19 protein-coding genes and 1 riboswitch are annotated in these 19,182 nt (G+C 70.1%); of the genes, 6 read left to right on the top strand and 13 right to left on the bottom strand.

Features of this window, described 5'->3' with window-relative positions:
• Positions 1 to 107: 107 nt before the first annotated feature.
• Positions 108 to 1,157, bottom strand: coding sequence for an NAD(P)H-dependent flavin oxidoreductase (locus ACZ63D_RS20105; RefSeq protein ID WP_465355827.1), 1,050 nt, complete (start codon positions 1,155 to 1,157; stop codon positions 108 to 110).
• Positions 1,158 to 1,217: 60 nt separating this feature from the next.
• Between ACZ63D_RS20105 and ACZ63D_RS20100 the strand changes: the two genes are divergently transcribed.
• Positions 1,218 to 1,664 (top strand): pyridoxamine 5'-phosphate oxidase family protein, encoded by a 447-nt coding sequence (locus tag ACZ63D_RS20100; RefSeq protein ID WP_465356298.1) that lies wholly within the window; start codon positions 1,218 to 1,220, stop codon positions 1,662 to 1,664.
• A gap of 790 nt (positions 1,665 to 2,454) precedes the next feature.
• Here ACZ63D_RS20100 and ACZ63D_RS20095 read toward each other — a convergent pair.
• Both ACZ63D_RS20095 and lepA read right to left on the bottom strand, forming a co-directional pair.
• Complete coding sequence (locus tag ACZ63D_RS20095) at positions 2,455 to 2,976, bottom strand: Uma2 family endonuclease (RefSeq protein ID WP_465355826.1); 522 nt, start codon at positions 2,974 to 2,976, stop codon at positions 2,455 to 2,457.
• Positions 2,977 to 3,108: 132 nt separating this feature from the next.
• Positions 3,109 to 4,959, bottom strand: coding sequence for a translation elongation factor 4 (lepA, locus tag ACZ63D_RS20090; protein ID WP_465355825.1), 1,851 nt, complete (start codon positions 4,957 to 4,959; stop codon positions 3,109 to 3,111).
• A gap of 116 nt (positions 4,960 to 5,075) precedes the next feature.
• Here lepA and ACZ63D_RS20085 point away from each other — a divergent pair, with 116 nt between their 5' ends.
• Positions 5,076 to 5,687: a class I SAM-dependent methyltransferase gene (locus tag ACZ63D_RS20085; protein WP_465355824.1), complete on the top strand. Its 612-nt coding sequence runs from the start codon at positions 5,076 to 5,078 to the stop codon at positions 5,685 to 5,687.
• On the opposite strand, the gene ACZ63D_RS20080 is transcribed toward ACZ63D_RS20085, so the two are convergent.
• Together ACZ63D_RS20080 and ACZ63D_RS20075 are read right to left on the bottom strand one after the other, a co-directional pair.
• Positions 5,684 to 6,058, bottom strand: a complete 375-nt coding sequence (locus ACZ63D_RS20080; RefSeq protein ID WP_465355823.1) for a VOC family protein — start codon at positions 6,056 to 6,058, stop codon at positions 5,684 to 5,686. The two genes, ACZ63D_RS20085 and ACZ63D_RS20080, sit on opposite strands and share 4 nt — an antisense overlap.
• 22 nt (positions 6,059 to 6,080) lie before the next feature.
• Positions 6,081 to 6,941: a DMT family transporter gene (locus ACZ63D_RS20075; protein ID WP_465355822.1), complete on the bottom strand. Its 861-nt coding sequence runs from the start codon at positions 6,939 to 6,941 to the stop codon at positions 6,081 to 6,083.
• A gap of 391 nt (positions 6,942 to 7,332) precedes the next feature.
• Here ACZ63D_RS20075 and rpsT point away from each other — a divergent pair, with 391 nt between their 5' ends.
• Complete coding sequence (gene rpsT / locus ACZ63D_RS20070; protein ID WP_009081037.1) at positions 7,333 to 7,593, top strand: 30S ribosomal protein S20; 261 nt, start codon at positions 7,333 to 7,335, stop codon at positions 7,591 to 7,593.
• A 240-nt stretch (positions 7,594 to 7,833) separates the two neighbouring features.
• On the opposite strand, the gene holA is transcribed toward rpsT, so the two are convergent.
• Positions 7,834 to 8,805, bottom strand: coding sequence for a DNA polymerase III subunit delta (gene holA, locus ACZ63D_RS20065; RefSeq protein WP_465355821.1), 972 nt, complete (start codon positions 8,803 to 8,805; stop codon positions 7,834 to 7,836).
• Positions 8,806 to 8,935: 130 nt separating this feature from the next.
• Positions 8,936 to 9,069, top strand: a riboswitch (SAM riboswitch).
• A 13-nt stretch (positions 9,070 to 9,082) separates the two neighbouring features.
• Here holA and thrC point away from each other — a divergent pair.
• Positions 9,083 to 10,348 (top strand): threonine synthase, encoded by a 1,266-nt coding sequence (gene thrC, locus ACZ63D_RS20060; protein WP_465355820.1) that lies wholly within the window; start codon positions 9,083 to 9,085, stop codon positions 10,346 to 10,348.
• Positions 10,349 to 10,372: 24 nt separating this feature from the next.
• Here thrC and ACZ63D_RS20055 read toward each other — a convergent pair whose 3' ends face one another.
• Together ACZ63D_RS20055 and ACZ63D_RS20050 are read right to left on the bottom strand one after the other, a co-directional pair.
• Positions 10,373 to 12,751 (bottom strand): ComEC/Rec2 family competence protein, encoded by a 2,379-nt coding sequence (locus ACZ63D_RS20055; protein WP_465355819.1) that lies wholly within the window; start codon positions 12,749 to 12,751, stop codon positions 10,373 to 10,375.
• Positions 12,748 to 13,824, bottom strand: a complete 1,077-nt coding sequence (locus tag ACZ63D_RS20050) for a ComEA family DNA-binding protein (protein WP_465355818.1) — start codon at positions 13,822 to 13,824, stop codon at positions 12,748 to 12,750. The genes ACZ63D_RS20055 and ACZ63D_RS20050 overlap by 4 nt, the downstream gene beginning before the upstream one ends.
• A gap of 236 nt (positions 13,825 to 14,060) precedes the next feature.
• Here ACZ63D_RS20050 and ACZ63D_RS20045 point away from each other — a divergent pair, with 236 nt between their 5' ends.
• Together ACZ63D_RS20045 and ACZ63D_RS20040 are read left to right on the top strand one after the other, a co-directional pair.
• Positions 14,061 to 14,984 carry a GNAT family N-acetyltransferase gene (locus ACZ63D_RS20045; RefSeq protein WP_465355817.1) on the top strand — a complete coding sequence of 308 codons (924 nt, stop codon included), beginning with the start codon at positions 14,061 to 14,063 and terminating at the stop codon, positions 14,982 to 14,984.
• 5 nt (positions 14,985 to 14,989) lie between these two features.
• Positions 14,990 to 15,808, top strand: a complete 819-nt coding sequence (locus tag ACZ63D_RS20040) for a DUF3626 domain-containing protein (RefSeq protein WP_465356297.1) — start codon at positions 14,990 to 14,992, stop codon at positions 15,806 to 15,808.
• Here the strand turns inward: ACZ63D_RS20040 and ACZ63D_RS20035 are convergent.
• Genes ACZ63D_RS20035 through nadD form a run of 5 tightly spaced genes read right to left on the bottom strand, consistent with a single transcriptional unit; the run spans position 15,801 to position 19,049 of the window.
• Entirely contained in the window at positions 15,801 to 16,649 is an 849-nt protein-coding gene (locus ACZ63D_RS20035; protein ID WP_465355816.1) for a DegV family protein, read from the bottom strand. The two genes, ACZ63D_RS20040 and ACZ63D_RS20035, sit on opposite strands and share 8 nt — an antisense overlap.
• Positions 16,650 to 16,653: 4 nt before the next feature.
• Positions 16,654 to 17,382 carry a diglucosylglycerate octanoyltransferase gene (gene octT / locus ACZ63D_RS20030; RefSeq protein ID WP_465355815.1) on the bottom strand — a complete coding sequence of 243 codons (729 nt, stop codon included), beginning with the start codon at positions 17,380 to 17,382 and terminating at the stop codon, positions 16,654 to 16,656.
• Between the two features lie 4 nt (positions 17,383 to 17,386).
• Positions 17,387 to 18,001 carry a histidine phosphatase family protein gene (locus ACZ63D_RS20025; protein ID WP_465355814.1) on the bottom strand — a complete coding sequence of 205 codons (615 nt, stop codon included), beginning with the start codon at positions 17,999 to 18,001 and terminating at the stop codon, positions 17,387 to 17,389.
• Entirely contained in the window at positions 17,998 to 18,405 is a 408-nt protein-coding gene (gene rsfS, locus ACZ63D_RS20020) for a ribosome silencing factor (RefSeq protein ID WP_465355813.1), read from the bottom strand. The genes ACZ63D_RS20025 and rsfS overlap by 4 nt, the downstream gene beginning before the upstream one ends.
• A 44-nt stretch (positions 18,406 to 18,449) precedes the next feature.
• Complete coding sequence (nadD, locus tag ACZ63D_RS20015) at positions 18,450 to 19,049, bottom strand: nicotinate-nucleotide adenylyltransferase (RefSeq protein ID WP_078870493.1); 600 nt, start codon at positions 19,047 to 19,049, stop codon at positions 18,450 to 18,452.
• Between the last annotated feature and the right edge of the window lie 133 nt (positions 19,050 to 19,182).

The following is a 19,182-nucleotide window of genomic DNA, read 5'->3' as shown; positions in this document are numbered from 1 at the left end:
CACCTGCCGCCGCCCGCGCCGCACACCACGGCAGAGACGTCAACGCAACCAGGCACACCGCTTCACCGCCTCTGCCACCACCCGCGCCGCACACCACAGCGGAGATGTCAACGCAACCGGTCGAGCCGTTCCGCCGCTGCCTTCGCTTCGGTGCGCAGCCGGGCCATGATCGAGGCCGCCGGCCCGTCGCTGGCGAGCGGGTAGGTCTGCCCGGCCCACAGCGACATCGCCTCCGGATCGCCTGCTTTGGCGGCCGCCGCGCGGACTGGTTTGCTCAGGTGGTGCAGTTGCGGGTACGCGGCGGGCGCGTCGGCGGAGAGGTCGCTCAGGACGCGGTTCACCATGCCCCGCGCCGGGCGTCCGCTGAACGCGCGTGTGAAGGCCGTCGTCCGGCCGGCTTCGGCGAGCGCGCGGCGCTGGGTGTCGCCGGTGCCCGCTTCGGTCGCGAGCAGGAAAGCGGTGCCCAGCTGTGCTGCCGACGCGCCGGCGGCCAGCACCGCCGCGACATCGGCGCCGTTGACCAGTCCCCCGGCCGCGATCAACGGCAGGCTCGTGCGCGCGCCGAGCAACCGCAGCAGCGCGAGCAGGCCGTACTCCGCTCCGCCAGCCGGGTTGCCCGGGTCGTCGGTGAACAGGCCGCGGTGCCCGCCGGCTTCGAAGCCCTGCACGACCAGTGCGTCGGCTCCGCGCGCGGCGGCGAGGTCAGCCTCCTCCGGGTTCGTGACGGTGACCGCGACCTTGCCGCCCGCTTCGTGGATCCGCTGCACCTCGGCGGACGTCGGCGCGCCGAAGGTGAACGACACCACCGGAACCCGGTGCCGCACGACGAGGTCGAGCTTCGCCGGGTAATCGTCGTCGTCCCAGACGGCGTCGCCGAGTTCGACGCCGTAGCGCACGGCTTCGGCGAGCAACCGTTCGCGGTGCGCGCCGAGGTCGGCCACCGACCGGCCGCCGGGGACGAACAGGTTGACGCCGAACCGGCCACCGGTGAGGTCGACGGTATGCGCGATCCGGGCGTCCAGCGTCTCCGGGCTGAGGTAGCCCGCGGCGAGGAAACCGAACCCGCCCGCGGCCGTGACGGCTCCGACCAGCTGCGGAGTAGTCGGGCCGCCCGCCATCGGAGCCACGATCACCGGGAACTCGAGATCATCGAACATGCCCCCGAGCCTAGTGCCGGACCGGAAATGCGCCGGGCCGCCGCCGCGTTGCAGACGAGCATGACGGCAACCCTGGAACAGCTCCGCGCGCTGACCGTGGAAGAGCACGGCCTCGCCACCGTGGCCACGACCCGCGCCGACGGCACCGTGCACGCGTCCGTGGTGAACGCGGGCGTCCTGGACGACCCGGTGACCGGCAAGCCGAGCGTCGGCTTCGTCGCCGCGGGCGGCGCGCGCAAGCTCGTGCTGCTGCGCCGCAACGGCCACGCGACCGTGACGTTCCGCCGCGGCTGGCGCTGGCTCTCGGTGACCGGCCCGGTCCGCCTGATCGGCCCGGACGACTCCGACCCGGCCTTCCCCGCCGACGGCCTCCCGCCCCTGCTGCGCGACGTGTTCCGCGCCGCCACCGGCACCCACGACGACTGGGCGGAGTACGACCGGGTGATGGCCGCCGAACGCCGGGCCGCGGTGTTCGTGGAGGTGGGCAAGATCGTCGGGAACGGCTGAGCGAACCGCCCGCCGGGCCGACGGGAACGGCTGAACGAACCGCCTGCCGCACCGTCGAGAACGGCTGAGCAAACCGCCTGCCGCGACGTTCCAGGGTCCCCAGCCGGGTCCGGTCAGCTCATTCCTGCCACCAGCGCGGCCGTTCCCAGCGCTGGGGACGGCCAAGCGACCATTCCCCCGCCAGACACGCCGCCGAGCACCGGTGGCGAGGATGACGTTCGTCGTGCCCAGATGCTCAGCGCCCACTCCGGCACCGCAGCCTTCGCAGAGACGGAAAGACCAGCGCCGACCAATCCCCAGCCACGTCGCCACGCAACGCCGCGCCAGAGAACGCGGAGCCGAAAAACTGCAGCTCAGGCAAGGCAATCGGCCACCGCTCCCACCACGAACCCGCACCTAGTCACGCCGCCGAGGCAGGCTGCCTGGACCCGAGGACCGTCACCAACCGCTGCCCCGCCGCCATACCGAGTGAGCGTCACCGCCAAACACCACGGCACGGCATCCGCATGGACCACGAAGCGCCGCCGATCTCGGACCATCCCTCGCGACCCACGTAACCGAACATCGCACCGCCGCAGTAGATCGCCAGGGCCGCCCGAAGTCGCCAATCACCTCTCAGGCCAGCGAATCACCCCGCGCCACAGCCCTCGCGAACGTCACGGGAAGCACCGCCAGACCACGCCGTCAAACACTCGCACGAGAACATCCGCAGCGATCGCCTGAACCGCTAACCCGTCACCGGCCCTGTCCTGTCAAACCACCACCTCCACTCCACCGGGCCTGAAACGACTCACTGTCCATTCAGGACCGCCTCCAACCTCACTCGAACCGGAAACGGCCGAGCCGTCTCGAATGTCTCGCCGCCGCTCACTTCCGCGACCTGCCGATAACCGCCTCCCTCGACCATCTCGAATGCCGTCAGTGAAAGCGCGACCGGATCGACCACCCAGTAATCCGGCACGCCCATCCGCTCGTAAACCGCTTTCTTGGTAACGCGATCGTGGATCCCGGTGCTCGACGACACCACCTCGACAACGAGCAGCGGCGGCACCGGCAGATCGGCGTCCGTGAAATCCTCCGCTCGCCCCACCACCACATCCGGCCGCAGTTCGACCCACTCCCCGGACCGCACCGCGAACGGCCCGCCGACCACGTCCATCCCGGGAGGGCAACCCGATTCCAGCAACCCGTAGAGCCGGAATACCCAGCGCTGGTGCCGCAACCCCGGCGCGGGGCTGACGTACAGCACGCCGTCGATGAGTTCGTGCCGCCGTCCGGCTTCCGGGATCGCGGCGAGATCCCGCACCGTCATCGGTTGTGTACCTGAAGGCCAGCCGGTGAGTGTCATGAGCGCGTCCTTTCCGTCGCACCCAAGGACACCAGCCACCACCGACAAAAAACGGCGGCCCCGGAAACCCGGAGCCGCCGTTCACCCGAAGGTGGACTACTTCTTGTTCTTCCCGTTGTCCTCAGTGGACAGTGCCGCGACGAAAGCCTCCTGCGGCACCTCCACCCGGCCGACGGTCTTCATCCGCTTCTTGCCTTCCTTCTGCTTCTCCAACAGTTTCCGCTTCCGCGAGATGTCGCCGCCGTAGCACTTCGCCAGCACGTCCTTGCGGATGGCGCGGATCGTTTCGCGGGCGATGATCCGCGAGCCGATCGCGGCCTGGATCGGCACCTCGAACTGCTGGCGCGGGATCAGCTCGCGCAGGCGCGTCGCCATGCGGTTTCCATAGGTGTACGCGGCGTCCTTGTGCACGATCGCGGAGAACGCGTCCACCGTCTCGCCCTGCAGCAGGATGTCGACCTTCACCAGGTCCGCCACCTGCTCGCCGGACTCCTCGTAGTCCAGCGAAGCGTAGCCGCGCGTGCGCGATTTCAGCGTGTCGAAGAAGTCGAAGATGATCTCCGCGAGCGGGATCGTGTACCGCAGCTCGACGCGGTCCTCGGACAGGTAGTCCATGCCCAGCAGCGTGCCGCGCTTCGCCTGGCACAGCTCCATGATCGTGCCGACGAACTCCGACGGCGCCAGGATGCTCACCTTCGAAACCGGCTCGTGCACCTCGGAGATCTTGAGCCCGGTCGGCCAGTCCGACGGGTTCGTGACGACGATCTCGCTGCGGTCTTCCAGCACCACGCGGTAGACCACGTTCGGAGCGGTGGAAATCAAGTCCAGGCCGAATTCGCGCTCCAGCCGGTCCCGGGTGATCTCCAGGTGCAGCAGGCCGAGGAAGCCGCAGCGGAAGCCGAAGCCCAGCGCGACCGACGTTTCCGGCTCATACGTCAGCGCGGCGTCGTTGAGCTGCAGCTTCTCCAGCGCCTCGCGCAGCTCCGGGTAGTCCGAACCGTCCACCGGGTACAGGCCGGAGAACACCATCGGCTTCGGGTCGCGGTACCCGGCCAGCGGCTCCTTCGCGCCGTTGCGCTCGGACGTCACGGTGTCGCCGACCTTCGACTGCCGCACGTCCTTCACGCCGGTGATCAGGTAGCCGACCTCGCCGACGCCGAGTCCCTTGCTGGCCTTCGGCTCCGGCGAGATGATCCCGACCTCGAGCAGTTCGTGCGTCGCGCCGGTGGACATCATCTTGATCTTCTCGCGCGGCGTGATCCTGCCGTCCACCACGCGGATGTAGGTGACGACGCCGCGGTAGGTGTCGTAGACCGAGTCGAAGATCATCGCGCGGGCGGGCGCGTCCGCGTCGCCCACCGGCGGCGGGACCTGGCGCACGCATTCGTCCAGCAGCTCGGTCACGCCCATGCCGGTCTTCGCCGACACGCGCAGCACGTCCGAGGGCTCGCAGCCGATGATGTGCGCGATCTCCGCCGCGTACTTCTCCGGGTCCGCCGAGGGCAGGTCGATCTTGTTCAGCACCGGGATGATGTGCAGGTCGTTCTCGAGCGCGAGATACAGGTTCGCGAGCGTCTGCGCCTCGATCCCCTGCGCGGCGTCGACCAGCAGGATCGCGCCCTCGCACGCCTCGAGCGCGCGCGAGACCTCGTAGGTGAAGTCCACGTGGCCGGGCGTGTCGATCAGGTGCAGCACGTGGTCCTTGCCGTCCACCTGCCACGGCAGCCGGACGTTCTGGGCCTTGATCGTGATGCCGCGTTCCCGCTCGATGTCCATGCGGTCGAGGTACTGCGCGCGCATGGCCCGCTCCTCGACGACGCCGGTGAGCTGTAGCATCCGGTCCGCCAGCGTCGACTTGCCGTGGTCGATGTGGGCGATGATGCAGAAGTTGCGGATCAACTCCGGCGGCGTGAAGGTGGTGTCGGCGAACGTCTTGGGCGCTGTCACTCGGGCTGTCCTCGGGATGGTGGGGGATGTCCGTACCCCATCGTCCCATGGACCTCCGGGTGCGGGTGGGGGTCATCCCCGATGCGGCCCCGCGCGTCTCGTGATGACCTCGAAGCATGACCACTTCATCCTCCCCCTCGCCGCCCGGTCCCGGCGTCCTCGACGCCGCCCTCGACCGGGCCTTCGGCCATCCGAGCGGCCTGCTGGGCAGGCTCGGCGGCAAGCTGATGGCGGTCGGCAACGCCACGACCGAGCACCGGATCGTCGACCTGGCCCGGCTCGAACCCGACGAGACCGTGCTCGTCATCGGCCCCGGACCAGGCGTCGGCCTCGACGCGGCGAGCAAACTCGCCGGCGAGGTGATCGGCGTCGAGCCCTCCCCGGAGATGCGCAATCTCTGCACGGACCGCTGCGGCGACCGCGCCGAGGTGCGCGCGGGCGACGCGGCCCACACCGGCTGCGCGGACGCGTCCGCGGATGTCGTGCTGACCGTCAACAACGTCCAGCTCTGGGAAGATCGCGCGGCGAGCTTCGCCGAACTGTTCCGGGTGCTGCGGCCAGGCGGACGGCTGCTGCTGTCGGCGCACGAGAAATGGCTTCCGGTATCGCGGCACGAGCTGGCCGACGAAGCCGCCGCCGCGGGATTCACCGACCTGCAGACCTGGACCTGGGACCCGCCGGGGTTCGCCGCGCTCGCCGCCCAGCTGCGGGCCGTGAAACCGGGCTAGCGCTGGTCGCGGCGCAACGGGTGGTCCTCCGGGACCTCGACGAGGACGATCCGCAGCCCGTCCGGGTCGGCGATCCACGCCTCGTCGGTGCCCCACGGCTCGCGACGGGCCTCCCGCACCGGCTCGACCCCGCGTCCGGCCAGTTCGGCCAGGGTCGCCGGGAGATCGCGGACCTGCAGGAACAGATTGACGTCCGGACCGGGCCCGGCCTCGCCCGTCCCGACCACCTCGATCGAGCCCCCGCCGGCGAAAAACCGCGTGCCGCCAGGGAATTCGCGCTCGATCGCGAGACCGAGGACGTCGCGGTAGAACGCGGTGGACACCTCGTGGTCGCGGGGGTGGATCAGCACCCGGCTGCTCAGTACGTGCATGCGTCTTGCCTACCTGAGCCGCTCAGGAGACCGCAATCGCGGCGATCCCGGCCAGCACCACCAGTGATCCGGCGAGCCTGCGGACCGCGTTGCGCTCGCGGAGCACGAGCCAGGCGGCGACCCCGCCGAAGACGATCGACAGCTCGCGCGCCGGAGCGACGAGACTGACCGGCGCGATCCGCAGGGCGTAGAGGACCAGCAAGTAGCTGGCCGGCGAGGCGAGCCCGACGATCAGCACCTCGCGCCGGTGATCGCGCCACAGCCGTTTGATCTCGGACCGGCCGCGGACGGCGGTCGGCGCGAGCAGGATGCTCTGGCCGATCGCGCCGCCGCCGAAGTAGACGAGCGGAGGCACGCCGAGCGACGTGACCGAGTGCGCGTCCCAGAGCGTGTAAGCCGCGATGACCACGCCGGTGGCGACGCCGTAGAAAACCCCGGCGCGGCGAGCTCGGCCGTCGCCGGTGCTGCCGCCGAGGCTGATCACCAGTACGCCAGCGACAACAAGAAAGGCCCCGATCAGCCCGAGCACGCCGGGCCGTTCGCCCAGGACCAGGACCGCCACGAGCACCGACACCAGCGGTCCGGTGCCGCGGGCCAGCGGGTAGACGATCGACAGGTCGCCGACCTCGTAGCCCCGCTGCAGCACGGTCCCGTACGCCACGTGCAGGACCGCGGTGCCCGCGGCGGCGAGCAGCCAAGTCCACTGTGGACGTTCCGGTTCGACGGCCAGCGCGACCGCGATCACCGGGAGCATCGCCGCCGCGGAAACCGTGTAGTACAGCCAGACGAACCGCGGGCCGCCGGAAACCCGTTTGGCGGCGAGGTTCCACACGGCGTGCACGACCGCGGCGACGAGGACCATGGCGAGGGCAGTGGTGTTCATCCGGACCCTTTCAGGTTTTCGGCGCACGCCGAAGACCGGGTCCTCCAGGCTTTTGTCCCGTCAGATGAACGGCAGGGCCTTTTCCCGCCGAAGGTGCCGCTCGGACCAGACCCGCCCGCCCTCGTTGTCTTCGCGACCCGCGCTGCGGGACCACGGGCAGGCGACGGAACCCTAGGCACTACCAGAGCCCACCGTAACCGAGCCGGAGCCGGGATGCCGCGCGATTGCCGGCTCCGGGGCCCGCGCCGGGGCCGCGAGCAGGGCTGTTAAGATTTTCGACTGTTGCCGTGCGGCATTCCGTCAGGGAGGAAACCCGGCTGATCCCTCGGGGTCGGCCTGGAGCCACGCGAACGCGGCAGCGACCTTCACCGAGTGAAAGAGGAACGCCTCCATGGCCAACATCAAGTCGCAGGTCAAGCGCATCACGACGAACGAGAAGGCGCGGCAGCGCAACCTGGCGATCCGGTCCTCGGTGAAGACCGCGATCCGCAAGTTCCGCGAGGCCGCCGAAGCAGGTGACAAGGACAAGGCCCTCGAACTGCAGCGCGACGCCGCTCGCAAGCTCGACAAGGCCGTCACCAAGGGCGTCATCCACGCCAACCAGGCCGCGAACAAGAAGTCGGCTCTCGCGAAGCGCGCGAACCAGCTCTGAGCGCAGTCTTTCGAGAAGGCCCGGCGGCTTCGGCTGCCGGGCCTTTTCCGTGCCTTGCGCAGTTGTGCCCGCTGGCCAGCGGGGACGGCCCCGGTTGAGGCGTCCCCTCGCTTGACGTCAGCGATCTCCGCTCGCCAGCGACGGCCTTGGTTGAGGCGATCCCCTTGCCGGGGCGTCAGCGATCTCCACTCGCCAGCGACGACGGCCGCGGTCGATGCCTCCCCCTCGCCGGGGCGGGCGTCAGCGGTCTCCCTTGGCCGCGACCACGTCGAGGACCGCGCGCTGCAGGGCGTAGTTCGCATCCGCCGCCGCGCCCTTGACCTCGGCGTTCAGCCGCGCGACGACCCGCATCGCGGTCGCCAGGCCGTCCTGGCCCCAGCCGCGGGACTGGCCCTGCGCCTTGCGGATCTTCCACGGCGGCATGCCCAGTTCGCCCGCCATCTGGTTCGGGTTGCCGCGTCCGGCCGCGGACACGCGGGCGATCGTGCGGACCGCGTCGGCGAGCGCGTCGGCCACGAGGACGTGCGGAACGCCCAGCTGCATCGCCCATTGCAGCGATTCCATCGCGGCGGCCCGGTCCCCCGCGACAGCCTTCTCCGCGACCGCGAAGCCGGTCACGTCGGCGCGGCCGGTGTGGTAGCGGCGGACCGCCTGCTCGTCGACGACTCCCCCGGTGTCGGCGACCAGCTGCGTCGCCGCCGAGGACAGTTCGCGCAAATCCGAGCCGACCGAGTCGAGCAGCGCCATCAGGCCCCCGGCGTCGATCTTGCCGCCCACCCGGCGAACCTCGTTGCGGACGAACGCCTCGCGCTCGGCGGGTTTGGTGAGCTTCGGGCATTCAGTGATTTCCGCGCCCGCTTTTTTCAACGCGCCCGGCAGCGCCTTGGCGGCCTTGCTCCGCCCGCCGCCGCTGTGCACGACCACGAGGACGATGCCGTCGGCCGGCGCCTTCGCGTACGCCAGCACCGCGTCGGACAGCTCCTGCGAGATGTCCTGCGCCGACTCCAGCACGATCACGCGCCCCTCGGCGAACAAAGACGGGCTGACCAGCTCGGCCAGCAGGGGGGGTGTGAGATCGGACACCCGCGTCCGCGTGAGGTCGGCCGTCGGGTCCGCGGCCTTGGCCGCGTCGAGGGAAGCTCGCACAGCCCGTTCGATGAGCAGTTCTTCCTCGCCCGTGACGAGGTGCAGCGGCGCGGGTGCGGTGGTCACCCGGCCATCTTCTCACCCGGCCGCCTTGCCGTCCGCTCCGGTGATGTGGGCCGCCTCCGTGGCACGAGGTGATCGCGATGTCGTACGGTGTAGCCGAGGACGCGCCCCCGGCGCTCCGACAACCGAATACCGCTCATCCAGAGGGGCAGAGGGAACGGCCCGACGAAGCCCCGGCAACCGGCGTACAGCCTGTCATCCCGCGATCGCGGGGTAGCTGACGACCACGGTGCCAATTCCGGCCCGCTTCGGCGGGGCAGATGAGGAAAGGAACCTCGCGATGACTGCAGCCCTCACCGCCACCTCCGCCAACAAGACGCTCGACCTCGGTCCGGCCGTCGAACTGGTGTCGAAGGAAGAAGGGCACCGGCAGCCGCTCGCTCCGGAATTCGTCTCCGCCGAAGACTTCTCGCCGCTCGAGGTCGCCTACGACTTCGGCCGCGTCCGCCGCGAGGACATCGAGGCGGGGCCGCGCAACATCTGGCGCTACAAGAAACTCCTTCCCGTCCCCTCGACCGTCGAGGAGACCCCGAACACCGAACCGGGCTGCACCCGGCTCGTGCGCGCCGACCGGCTCGCCAAGGAGCTCGGCCTCAAGAGCCTGTGGGTCAAGGACGACACCGGCAACCCGACGCACTCGTTCAAGGACCGCGTGGTCGCCGTCGCGCTCGCGGCCGCCCGCGAGTTCGGCTTCGAGGTCCTCGCGTGTCCCTCGACCGGCAACCTGGCCAACGCGACCGCCGCCGCGGCGGCTCGCGCGGGCTGGAGGTCGGTCGTGCTGATCCCGAAGAGCCTCGAGCGCGCGAAGATCCTCACCACCGCGGTCTACGACGGCGACCTGATCGCCGTCGACGGCAACTACGACGACGTGAACCGGCTCGCCACCGAACTGGCCGCCGAGCACCCGAAGTGGGCGTTCGTCAACGTCAACGTCCGCCCCTACTACTCCGAGGGCTCGAAGACGCTCGCCTACGAGGTCGCCGAGCAGCTCGGCTGGCGCCTCCCCGAGCAGATCGTCGTGCCGATCGCCTCCGGTTCCCAGCTCACCAAGGTGGACAAGGGTTTCCGCGAACTGGGCCAGCTCGGTCTCGTGGACGCCAGCCCGTACAAGGTGTTCGGCGCGCAGGCCACTGGCTGCTCGCCGGTTTCCACCGCGTACCGCAACGGCCACGACGTGGTCCAGCCGGTGAAGCCGGACACCATCGCCCGCTCGCTCGCGATCGGCAACCCGGCCGACGGCCCGTACGTGCTCGACGTGGTCAACCGCACCGGCGGCGCGATCGAGGACGTCACCGACGAAGAGGTCGTCGAAGGCATCCGGCTGCTCGCGCGCACCGAAGGCATCTTCACCGAGACCGCGGGCGGCGTCACCGTGGCGACCGCGAAGAAGCTCGTCGAGACCGGCAAGCTCGACCCGGAAGCCGAAACCGTCCTCCTCATCACCGGCGACGGCCTCAAGACCCTCGACGCGGTCGAGAACCACATCGGCCCGAAGGCCACCGTGCCGCCGTCCGCCGAAGCAGTCGCCAAGGCGCTCGGCTACTGACGCACCGGCCCGGGGTCCGCTGCCCTACCGCGGCGGACCCCGCGGCTCGCCCCGGCGCGCGATCGCGGGTCCGCTCCCGCCGGGCAGGACGGCGGTGTCCCCGTCCTCGTCGGTCCGGGTGACCAGTGCTCCCATCGTGCCGAGAACGTCCACTGTGGACTTGCTCGGGTGTCCGTATCCGTTGCCCGCGCCGACACTGATCAGCGCCGTGCGCGGTCGTACCGCCGCGAGAAACTGCGGCAGCGAATACCTCGATCCGTGATGCGGCACTTTCAGGACGTCCGCCCGCAGGTCGACGCCCTCGGCCAGCAGATCCGCCTGCGCGGCCAGTTCCACGTCCCCAGTCAGCAAAACCCGGCCAGCCGAGGTTTCGGCGCGCAGCACCACCGAACTGTTGTTGATCATCGTGCCGTCCTGCAACGCCGGTGCGCGAGTGGTGGCGTAGCGCGGACCGAGCACCTCCAGCGACAGCCCCGGCCATTCCAGCCGTTGACCCTCGCTCAGCTGCGCCAACGGCACGCCACGACGCTGCGCCTCGCCGGAAACCGACTGCCACGCCCACGCGGGCGCCCGCCCCGGCCCTACCGCGATCGCACCGACGGCCCGTCCGTCGAACACCGAGGCGAGACCGCCGATGTGGTCCGCGTGCAGGTGGCTCAGCACGAGCAACGGCACCCGTTCGACGCCCAGCCTGCGCAGGCATTCGTCGACCGGCCCTGGTTCCGGCCCGGTGTCGACGACCACGGCGCGGCCCGGCTCGGCGGTGGCCAAGACGACCGCATCTCCTTGTCCGACATCGCATTCCACCATCGCCCAGCCGTCCGGCGGCCAGCCAGGCGCCAGGACTTTGGCTGGCACGACCGTCAGCAGCACGACGACAAGTCCGATCGCCACCAGCAGCCGGAGCCGCCGAAATCGTGCGGCTACCACGACAACGACCAGCAAGGCCGCCGCGCACAAGCCGCCCCACCAGCCACCCGGCCAGGACAGCACCGCACCAGGCGCTCTCGCACCATGCCGGGCGACGGTGATCAGCCATCGTGCTTCCGGATCTGCCATATGGATCAGCACCTGTCCCGCGCCTGCCCACCACGGCCCGACGACTGTCGTGAGCACGCCCAGCACAGTGACCGGCGCGACCACTGGTGCCGCAAGGACATTGGTGACGACTGAGACCAGGCTTACCGTCCCCGCCATACCGGCGATGACTGGAGCGGTGACCACGAAGGCGGCCAGCGGCACGGCGAGACCTTCGGCGTAGCCGGGCGGAACTCCCCTTCGGGTCAACGAATCCGCCCAGCGCGGCGCGAGCAGAACCAGGCCCGCCGTCGCCAGCACCGAGAGCGCGAAGCCGAAATTTCCCGCCATCGTCGGATCCCACGCCACCAGCACGCACACCGCGAACGCCAAGGCGGGCAACGCCGAGCCACGCCGTCCGAGGGCCAGCGCGAGCAACCCGATGCCGCCCATGACGCCAGCACGCACCACGCTGGGCTCGGGTCCCACCAGGACGAGGAATCCCGCCAGGCAGGCTCCGGCCGCCGTTGCGGACGACCTCGGACCCGCTCGGACCAATCGGCACAGCAACAGGACGGCTCCGCCGATGATGACGAGATTCCCGCCGCTCACCGCCATCAAGTGAGTGAGCCCGGAAGCCTTGAACTCGCCCTCGACCCGTTGCGGCAACGCACTCGTATCGCCCAGCACCAGTCCGGGCAAGAGACCCGCTGGTTCCTCCGGCAGGACCGCGCACAGTGAATGCAAGCTGTTGCGCAGGGCCCCGGCGGCCTGTTGCCACCACGGTGCTCGCCCGATGTCGGCTGGTGCGGAACGGACGGAGAGCACCGCGGCGGTCAGCTCGCCGCCGCGCGCGGGCAGGAGGCGGCCGGAGGTCGTTGCTTCCTGGCCGGGCAGCAAGCCGCTCCATCCCGCGACCGGTGCCAGCAACAGCACCCGGCCAGTCGATTCGACCCGCCGACCGTCCACTGTGGCCATGGTGACTCGAGCAGGAATGGCCACGGATCGCGTGCCTGCCTGCTGATCGGCGTAGCCAGCTTGGTGAATCGGCCGCGGGCGCTCGCTGATTTCCACCCGGAGCGTCGCTGTGCCGCCGCGTGCGGCAGCGGCACCCAGCGGGTCGGATGCCGCGTCGTGAATGCGCAGAGCAGTCGGCACCGCGGCGACGAGCCCCGCTAGTAGCAGCGCTCCCCCGACACCTACATATTGGGAACGGCCCCGCGCTAGAAGCACTGCGCCGCCGATGACCGCTGCGGTGCCGAGCACGGTCGCGACCCACCAGCCGAGTTGCAGTCCGGCGAGAGTGGCCGCCCATCCGGCGACCGCAGCGGGGACGAGGCGGAAATCGTGGTCACGCCGCGGCTTTTCCTCGGTGTCCAGTTTCATCCGACAGTCACCTGCTCGCGGAGCTTCTCGAATTTGCTCTGACCGATTCCGTCGACGTCGCGGAGTTGTTCGACGCTGGAGAATCCGCCGTGCTGGGTGCGCCAGTCGGTGATGCGCCGAGCGGTGACCTCGCCGACGCCCGGGAGGCTGTCGAGTTGTTCGGCGGTCGCGGAGTTGAGGTCGATTTTGCTGGCCGCGGCTCCTGATCCGGCCGGTGCCGCCGGGGCGGCGGGGACGCCGACTGCCAGTTGCTCGCCGTCGGTGAGTTTGCGGGCCAGGTTCAGTGCGGTCAGGTCGACGCCGGGGTCGGTGCCGCCGGCCGCGCGGAGGGCGTCGGCGACGCGGGAACCCGGCGGCACGGTGACGAGCCCTGGCGAACGCACGTGGCCGATCACGCTGACGACCAGGTTTTCGGTGGCTTTCGACGCGTGCGGCACTTGCGCCCGGGCGGCCGGGAGCGGCGGGGCGATCTCGGCGGCGGGTGCGCGGCCGAAGATCGCCAGGCCTCCGGCTATGACAGCGGTGGCTGCCAGCAAGGCCAGGGCGAAGATCATTCCCCGGCGGCCCAGGAAGCCAGGCAGGCCAGTCGGGCCAGGGAGCCAGCGGCGTGCCAGCCGGTGTCCGGTGTGTTCAGGCAGCCAGCCGCGGACGAGTTTTCCGCCGGGCAATGGGCTTTCCGGCGGCTGTGGATTGTCGGCGAGTGCGGACAGTCGGAGTTTCCGGCCCGGTGGCCGCATAAGTGGCGCGGAGCTGGACGGCGAGCCGTCCGCGGCGGCTGCCGGATGGCGGTCCAGGAGCGGTGAGCTGTCGGCAATTGCAGACACACCCGTCGTGGGTGCGTGCGGCAAGCCGGATGCCGGGCCGCCGGGGTCCGCCAGCAGCTGGCTCTCGGTGCTTGCCAGCGATCGATCCTCCTCGCGGCGGCTGCGCCCGAACCGGCCCACGGGCAGCCAGCGGCGCACCGGCCCGCTGCCGGGTCCGGCGGCGTGCGGGACCGCGGCCAGCTGGTCGGCCAGCCAGGTGAGCCTGACGTTGACGGGAGTGCCCTGGTCTCGGGCGGACTGCTCGAACACACGATCGACGCTAGGCGTCGGCCGGTCCGGCGGCGAGAGGGTTCCGCGCGATCTGTGGACAACCCGCCCCTTGGGGACAACTCGGCCGTCGCCGCGGGCGACGCGCCGGAAACTGTCGGGGTGCGCGGTCATACTGGCGGGTTCGGCCGCTGGAACCGGTGCGCGAAAAGCGTTCGCGGCCGCCGCGGTCATCCGCTAGACCTGGCAGTCAGCCGTCGAACGGAGCTTGCGCACCTGTGAACCACACCGACCTGACCTTGCGTCCGATCACCGGGGCCGAAGAACTCGATCTCTTCTGCCAGCTCGCCTACGCCCTCGACCACGAACTCGCCGACGACCTCGCCACCGGCCGTCGCAGGCCGGACTGGATGTGGGTCGCGCTCCGCGGCGGCGAACTCGTCGCCAGGGCCGCATGGTGGGGCCGGGCCGAGGAACCGGTCCCGTTCCTGCTGGACTTTTTCGATCTCGAGGACGCGGCCGTCGGCGCGCGGCTGCTCCGGACCGCGATGGCGGAGATCCTGCCCGCAGGCACTCGACCTCCGGTCTACCACCGGATAGTCCCCGTTGAGTGGCGCGAAAAAGCTGAGACCCGAAGCGTGGTCGAAGACCGGATGACCGCGCTGCGCCAGACCGGCGCCCACCTGCTCGCGGAGCGGCTGCGTTTCGAATGGCGGCCAGGGACACCGGGCGCCCCGCCTCGAAAACGGCTGCTCTTCCGGAAGATCCGCGACGAGGACGAGATCCTCGACCTCATGACCCGGGTCCTGGACGGGACGCTCGACGCGCACAGTCGCGCCGACCTGACCCGGATGTCCGCCCGCGAAGCGGCGATCCGGCATTACGAGGACGAACTGGCGCACTACCGCAGTCCCCGCGAATGGTGGCGAGTCGCCACGCTGCCCGACGGCGAGCCGGTCGGGTTCGTCACTCCGGCCCGCAACGACTACAACCCGATCATCGGGTATCTCGCGGTCCTGCCCGAGCATCGCGGCACCGGCTACATCGACGAAATTCTCGCCGAGGGCACCAGAATCCTTGTCGAACAAGATGTTCCGCGCATCCGGGCGGCGACGGACCTCGGCAATGTCCCCATGGCGAACGCGTTCCGGCGCGCCGGGTACGTCAATTTCGAGCGCACGATCACGATGGCTTGGCCGTGATCCGCATGGAGCCCGGGGAACTCGCGGTCGCCCACGTCACCGAGCTTGCGACCGGCGGGCCGGCGGATCCGTCGTGGCGGGTCACGCTGCATTTCCACCCGGACCGGCTCGTCAACGGGGTACCGATCCTGGAACGCATGGCTCGAGACGGCCGGTATCGCTCGCAGTTCGAGACCGGGGTCAGCAACGGCGGGCTGACCGCCCACCCCGGAGGAGACCGCTGGCGCTGGGAAAGCCGGTTGTTCGCTGGTGCCTACGACGGGGCCGCGCCGACGCACCGGCCGAAATACGGATCGCTGAATTTTCGCGGCCGGAAGACCGGCGGTTCGCCGAGATTCGGCTCTGCGTATCTGCGACTGGCCCGGCACACGATGTCCCGCGCCACTTTCACCTATCCGGACAGCGTCTTCGAGCCGACGTCTTTCGGCGTCGAGAAGCGGCTGTCCGACCTGGTCGCGATCGCCGAAGCAGACAGCAGAGACCTGCTGGACGACTACATCGAGGCGCAGGTGCACGGAGTGGTGGACCTGGCCCGGGACGTCGAAGCTCTGGTTCTCGATCCCTCTTACCGGGGAACGGAAATCGAGGCAGCAGCCCGGAAACTGGGCGAAGTCGAATGGCACGAGGGGTTCTGCCTCGCCACTGAAGAACTGCTCCAGCACTCCGATTACCGCGGCCCCGAGTTCACCGCGCTCGGCGCCGAACTCGCCGAGGACGGACGCCTCGATCCCCGGATACTCGGAAACGCCACTGGCCACGACGAGCAAGACCTCAAACGGGTCTGGCATCTGCTCGCGCGGTTCGGCAACCAGGAACTCAGCTAGCGCGCTGCACGACCACGCCGAGCACGCCAGGGCCAGTGTGCGCGCCGATGACCGCGCCGATCTCCGACACCACGCATCCCCCGGCGCACCCCGGGATCGCTTCCTCCAGCCGGTTCGCCAATTCGACGGCGCGCTCCGGAGAGGCGAGATGGTGCACCGCCAATTCGACCGGTCCGGTGCCCGCCGCCTGCACGGACAACTCGACCAAACGGCTGATCGCCCGGTTCATCGTGCGCACTTTCTCCAGCGGCAGGATCCGGCCGTCGGACATGTGCAGCACCGGTTTCACCGCGAGCGCGGTGCCGAACAAGGCCGCCGCCGAACCGATCCGGCCGCCGCGCCGCAGGTGTTCCAGCGTCTCGACCACGAACAGCGTGGACGACCGTTCAGCCGCTTCCGCCGCAACCGCTTCGACCTCGGCGGGACCGGCTCCGGACTCAGCGGCGGCCGCGGCGTGCAAGGCGGCGAACCCCAAACCCATCGCTGTGGTGCGGGAATCGACGACGCGGACCCGATCCGAGCCGACTTCCTCCGCAGCCAGAACGGCGGCTTCCCAGGTGCCGGACAGCTCGCTCGACAGGTGCACCGAGACGACCGCGTCCGCGCCCGCGTCGAGCGCGGCCCGGAATTCCGCGGCGAACTCGGCCGGCGTGGGCCGGGAAGTCGTGACGATTTTGCGCTCCCCCAGCGCTTCCGCGAGCGCGGCGGGCCCCATTTCGACGCCGTCGAGGGAGCACACACCTTCCACGAGGACGTGCAGGGGCACCACCCGCACCGAGTGCCGCTCGGCGAAGCCTTCGGGCAGGTGCGCGGTGGAGTCCGTGACCACGGCGACCGACACGTCGTCAGCCTACGTTGCCGGAGCCTAGGTGCGGGGCGACAAGCTTCGCCATCGCAGTGCCGACAGCTTCGTGTCCGGCCCATCCCCAGTGCATGCCGTCGGGATTTCCCGCGCCGCTCAAGACATGTTCGCCAACCACGCCGGGCGTGTCGAACAACGGCACTTCGCGGCGCGCGGCCCACGAAGCGAGCGCAGCGGCCGCTTCAGCGCGCCCCGTGTGTACGCGCCCGTACGCATCAGCGCGGTGTACCGAAGGCAGCATTCCGAAAATAGGCAACTCAGGCCGCAACGCACGCAACGCTTCGACGGACTGGTCCAGATAGCTCACGCTCAGCCGCGCGGGAAGCACGCGAGGACGTCCGCGCATCACGACAGACAACCGTGGCTGCGCCGCGAGATAGGCACCGCGCACGACGCGACGCACGCCGTCGGGGCGAAGGTAGCGAAGTCCCTGACGCAAATAGGTCGGCAGCGGCGACGGCAGTGTGTCCATGTGGCCGACAGCGAGCACGACAGCGTCGACGCGGCGCAGATCCGCCCACACGCGCGGGTCGCCGGTGAGAGACCACCACAGGTCGCGCGCGGTCCAGCCGATGCCCGCGACAAGATCGGCTTTTCCGGACAGCGCGTTCGCGGCGACGTTCGGCCACAGGCGCGGATCGTCGGCCGCACAGGGGCCTTCGGGGCCGTGGAAACAGAGTGAATCGCCGAAGACGAGCAGCTGCGGGCTCATCGAATCAGCCGGTGATGCCCGCGTTGTACGCGTGCAGCCGCCACTTCCCGTCGCGATGGCCGAGGTCGACCCAGTGGCAGTTCATGATCCCGCCGAGCGACGGCCAGACCTCGACCGGAAGGCCGAGCAGCTTCGCGGTCAGTGCGAGGATCAGCCCGCCGTGCGAGGCGAGCAGGACCGATTCCCCGGCGTCGGAGTTCGGCTGCATGAGGTCGTCGACCACCTCGGCGGCGCGTTCGGCGACCTCGACCCGGGATTCGCCGCCGGGCGGGGCCCACGCGGCGTTGGCGCGCCACAGCTCGCGGTCTCCGGGATAGCTCTCGTCGACCTCGGCCCCGGTCAGGCCCTGCCACTCGCCAAGGTGTGTCTCGCGCAGCCGCTTGTCGATCTGCAGCGGCACGCCGATCGCCTCGGTGAGCACCGTCGCGGTGTCGGTGGCGCGGCGCAGGTCGGAGGCGATCACCAGGTCCGGTGCGAACCGCGCGAGCGCGGGCACGGCGAAGCGCGCCTGGTTCCAGCCGACCGGGGTCAGCGCCGAATCGAGGTGTCCCTGCATGCGGCCGGCGGCGTTGTAGTCCGTCTCGCCGTGCCGCCAGAGCAGCAGCCGCCGCGGGCTCACGCCTCCGGGCCGTCCGCGTCGTCGCTGTCGGTGGCGGGGACCGTGGCCAGCCCTTCGACCTCGATCCGCGGGCAGTCCTTCCACAGCCGCTCGAGACCGTAGAACGAGCGCTCGTCCGCGTGCTGGACGTGCACGACGACGTCGACGTAGTCGAGCAGCACCCAGCGGCCCTCGCGCGCGCCCTCGCGCCGGACAGGCTTGTGCCCTTCCAGGCGGAGCTTCTCCTCCACGTTGTCGACGATCGCGCCGACCTGCCGCTCGTTCGCGGCGGACGCGATCACGAACGCGTCGGTGATCACGAGCTGCTCGGACACGTCCAGTACGACCACGTCGCTGGCCAGCTTGTCCGCCGCCGCGTGCGCGGCCGCCACCGCCAGGTCCCGTGCCTCGGACGTCGCTGCCACAGTGCTCCTTCAGATTCGGGGTACGCCCGGACGAGGGTACCTGGTCAGGCCTCGGCGTCCTTGCGGTAGAGGTCCTTCTTGGCGATGTAGCGCACAACGCCGTCGGGCACGAGGTACCAGACCGGCTCCCCGCGCTCGACGCGTTCGCGGCAGCCGGTGGACGAGATCGACATGGCGGTGACCTCGACCAGGCTGACCTTGCCGCTGGGCAGATGGTGCGAATTGAGCCGGTAGCCCGGCCGGGTGACGCCGATGAAATGCGCGAAGTCGAACAGCTCGTCGGCCTTGTGCCAGGTGAGGATCTGCTCGAGGGCGTCGGCCCCGGTGATGAAGAACAGCTCGTCGTCCGGGTACTCCTCGTGCAGGTCCCGCAGCGTGTCGACGGTGTAGGTCTGGCCGCCGCGGTCGATGTCGACCCGGCTCACCGAGAAGACCGGGTTGGACGCGGTGGCGATGACCGTCATCAGGTAGCGGTCCTCGGCGCGGGTGACCCGGCGGCCGGACTTCTGCCACGGCTGCCCGGTCGGCACGAAGATGACCTCGTCGAGCGCGAACCTCGACTGGACCTCGCTGGCCGCGACGAGGTGGCCGTGGTGCACGGGGTCGAAGGTGCCGCCCATGACCCCGATCCGGCGTGGTGACATAGCCGGTGAGCCTATACGCGCGGGCGCGCGAGGGCTCCCTCTCGCGGCTGCGACCTAGGTTACTGTTGTGACTTGAGTCACATAACTCTGCGTTTTCGGCTGGAAACTGTCCGTTCGCGCCCGGGCGGCTCCG

Source organism: Amycolatopsis sp. NPDC104775, from assembly GCF_055583325.1.
Note: the sequence above shows the minus strand (reverse complement) of the source record. Positions and strands in the feature narration are given on the sequence as shown.

What these genes read in the sequence shown, in the direction of transcription:
- thrC (WP_465355820.1), top strand. Translation starts at nt 9,083, where the DNA reads ATGACTGCAGCCCTCACCGCCACCTCCGCCAACAAGACGCTCGACCTC.
- rpsT (WP_009081037.1), top strand. Translation starts at nt 7,333, where the DNA reads ATGGCCAACATCAAGTCGCAGGTCAAGCGCATCACGACGAACGAGAAG.
- ACZ63D_RS20055 (WP_465355819.1), bottom strand. Translation starts at nt 12,751, where the DNA reads ATGAAACTGGACACCGAGGAAAAGCCGCGGCGTGACCACGATTTCCGC.
- ACZ63D_RS20085 (WP_465355824.1), top strand. Translation starts at nt 5,076, where the DNA reads ATGACCACTTCATCCTCCCCCTCGCCGCCCGGTCCCGGCGTCCTCGAC.
- ACZ63D_RS20040 (WP_465356297.1), top strand. Translation starts at nt 14,990, where the DNA reads ATGGAGCCCGGGGAACTCGCGGTCGCCCACGTCACCGAGCTTGCGACC.
- ACZ63D_RS20075 (WP_465355822.1), bottom strand. Translation starts at nt 6,941, where the DNA reads ATGAACACCACTGCCCTCGCCATGGTCCTCGTCGCCGCGGTCGTGCAC.
- ACZ63D_RS20100 (WP_465356298.1), top strand. Translation starts at nt 1,218, where the DNA reads ATGACGGCAACCCTGGAACAGCTCCGCGCGCTGACCGTGGAAGAGCAC.
- octT (WP_465355815.1), bottom strand. Translation starts at nt 17,382, where the DNA reads ATGAGCCCGCAGCTGCTCGTCTTCGGCGATTCACTCTGTTTCCACGGC.
- ACZ63D_RS20095 (WP_465355826.1), bottom strand. Translation starts at nt 2,976, where the DNA reads ATGACGGTGCGGGATCTCGCCGCGATCCCGGAAGCCGGACGGCGGCAC.
- nadD (WP_078870493.1), bottom strand. Translation starts at nt 19,049, where the DNA reads ATGTCACCACGCCGGATCGGGGTCATGGGCGGCACCTTCGACCCCGTG.
- ACZ63D_RS20080 (WP_465355823.1), bottom strand. Translation starts at nt 6,058, where the DNA reads ATGCACGTACTGAGCAGCCGGGTGCTGATCCACCCCCGCGACCACGAG.
- ACZ63D_RS20105 (WP_465355827.1), bottom strand. Translation starts at nt 1,157, where the DNA reads ATGTTCGATGATCTCGAGTTCCCGGTGATCGTGGCTCCGATGGCGGGC.